Genomic DNA, 2,097 nt, shown 5'->3' on the forward strand with positions numbered 1-2,097 from the left:
CCATCGGGAAGACGCCGCGCCTGTAAAAGTCGAGGACGAAGTCCGTATCGATGCGTTCAGACATGGCGCATGGGCGTGGTCAGTCTTTGGCGAGGAATTTTTCCAGCCAGTGGATATTGTAAACGCCGTCAACGACATCCTTGGCATCGACCAGGCGGCGGTGCAGCGGAAGGGTCGTCTCGACCCCGCCGACGACCATCTCGTCGAGCGCCCGTCGCAGACGCATCACGCACTCATTGCGCGTGCGCCCGTGCACGATCAACTTGCCGATCATGCTGTCATAATTGGGCGGGATCCGGTAACCGGCATAGGCAGCACTATCGACACGGACATCCGGCCCGCCAGGGGCATGGAATTCGGTGATCGTGCCGGGCGACGGCATGAAGGTTTCCGGGTGCTCGGCATTGATCCGGCACTCGATCGCATGGCCGACAAGCAGAACATCTTCCTGGCTGAAAGACAGTTTCTTTCCGTCGGCTATGCGGATTTGTTCGCGTACCAGATCAATGCCCGTAATCATCTCTGTGACAGGGTGCTCGACCTGGAGGCGGGTATTCATCTCGATGAAATAGAAATTGCCGTCCTCATAGAGAAACTCCATCGTGCCGGCCCCAAGATAGCCGATCTTGGCAACAGCCTTGGCAACGATTGAGCCGATCTCTTCGCGCTGCGCCTGGTTGAGGGCAGGGGACGGGGCTTCCTCGAAGACTTTCTGGTGGCGGCGCTGCAGTGAGCAGTCACGCTCCCAGAGATGGGCGACATTGCCATGGCTGTCGGCGATCACCTGGATCTCGATATGGCGCGGTTTGCCGAGATATTTCTCGAGATAGACCGCATCATCGCCAAACGCGGCCTTGGCCTCTGTCTTGGCGGTGCGGATCGCGTTTTCGAGCTCTTTCTCGGTCTTGGCGACTTTCATGCCGCGACCGCCGCCGCCAGCTGCCGCTTTGACGAGCACCGGATAACCGATCTTCTTGGCGATCTTCTTGGCGTCGCTCATGCTCGTGACGCCGCCATCGGAGCCGGGGACACACGGCACGCCGGCCTCGATCATGGCCTTCTTGGCGGCGATCTTGTCGCCCATGGTGCGGATATGCTCGGGCTTCGGGCCGATAAAGATGATGCCGTGCGCCTCGACCATTTCGGCGAATTGCGCATTTTCCGATAGGAAGCCGTAGCCCGGATGGATCGCGTCGGCATTGGTGATTTCGGCCGCGGCAATGATACGTGACTTTTTCAGATAGGATTCCGAAGAGGGCGCCGGGCCGATGCAGACGCTTTCATCTGCAAGGCGGACCGCCATTGCGTCGCGGTCTGCTTCGGAGTGCACGACGACCGTTTGCAGGCCCATCTCCTTGCAGGCCCGGTGAATACGCAGGGCGATCTCGCCTCGATTGGCGATCAGGACTTTTTCAATCATAAGATCGACCCTATTCGATAACGATCAGCGGTTCGCCAAATTCCACAGGCTGGGCGTCGGACACGATAATTTCTTTGACGGTGCCGCCGGCTGGCGCCTCGACCGGGTTGAAGGTCTTCATGGCTTCGACCAGCATCAGCGTGTCGCCCTTCTTGACCTTGTCGCCAACAGCGACGAACGCTTTTGAGCCCGGCTCAGGCGAGAGATAGACCGTACCGACCATCGGGCTGGTGACGGCATTGGCGTGCGCCGCCGTAGGGGCCGGTGTGGCTGCAGTTGCGGTGGCTGGCGCGGCTGGAGCCGGGGCAGCCGCCGCTGGAGCGGCATACTGTACGGGTGCCGGTGTGTATGGACTGGACTTGCTGACCCGGATGCGCAGGCCTTCATGTTCGACTTCGACTTCCCCAAGATCTGCGTCCCGCAGGATGGAGGCAAGTTCTCTGACAAGGCCGGTATCAAGGCCGTTCTTTGCCGTGCTCATAGATAATGTGTCCTCAAGCTGTCATTTTTATCGCGGCATCTAGTGCAAGGTGATACCCGCGTGCCCCGAGCCCTGCAATGGTAGCAGTGGCCGTCGGCGCTACATAATTGGTTTGCCGGAAGGGCTCCCTTGCGGCTGGATTTGACAGGTGAACCTCAATGACAGGCAGGGTGCAAGCACGCAGTGCATCGTGCAG

At 59.8% G+C, this 2,097-nt stretch carries 3 protein-coding genes; all 3 read right to left on the reverse strand.

Features of this window, described 5'->3' with window-relative positions:
• Positions 1-79 precede the first annotated feature (79 nt).
• Positions 80-1,420, reverse strand: a complete 1,341-nt coding sequence (gene accC, locus WA989_RS04560) for an acetyl-CoA carboxylase biotin carboxylase subunit (protein ID WP_424339323.1) — start codon at positions 1,418-1,420, stop codon at positions 80-82.
• Positions 1,421-1,430: 10 nt separating this feature from the next.
• The gene (gene accB, locus WA989_RS04565) at positions 1,431-1,901 is read right to left on the reverse strand and encodes an acetyl-CoA carboxylase biotin carboxyl carrier protein (protein WP_424339324.1); all 471 of its coding nucleotides are present in this window, start codon (positions 1,899-1,901) and stop codon (positions 1,431-1,433) included.
• A 13-nt stretch (positions 1,902-1,914) separates the two neighbouring features.
• The coding region (locus tag WA989_RS04570) for a type II 3-dehydroquinate dehydratase (protein WP_424339325.1) at positions 1,915-2,097 on the reverse strand (183 nt) is incomplete at its 5' end.

Origin of the sequence: Henriciella sp., assembly GCF_049649345.1 — a bacterium.
In the GTDB taxonomy this organism is placed as follows: Bacteria; Pseudomonadota; Alphaproteobacteria; order Caulobacterales; family Hyphomonadaceae; genus Henriciella.

Coding starts and splice junctions, on each gene's coding strand:
- accC (WP_424339323.1), bottom strand. CDS start 1,420: ATGATTGAAAAAGTCCTGATCGCCAATCGAGGCGAGATCGCCCTGCGT.
- accB (WP_424339324.1), bottom strand. CDS start 1,901: ATGAGCACGGCAAAGAACGGCCTTGATACCGGCCTTGTCAGAGAACTT.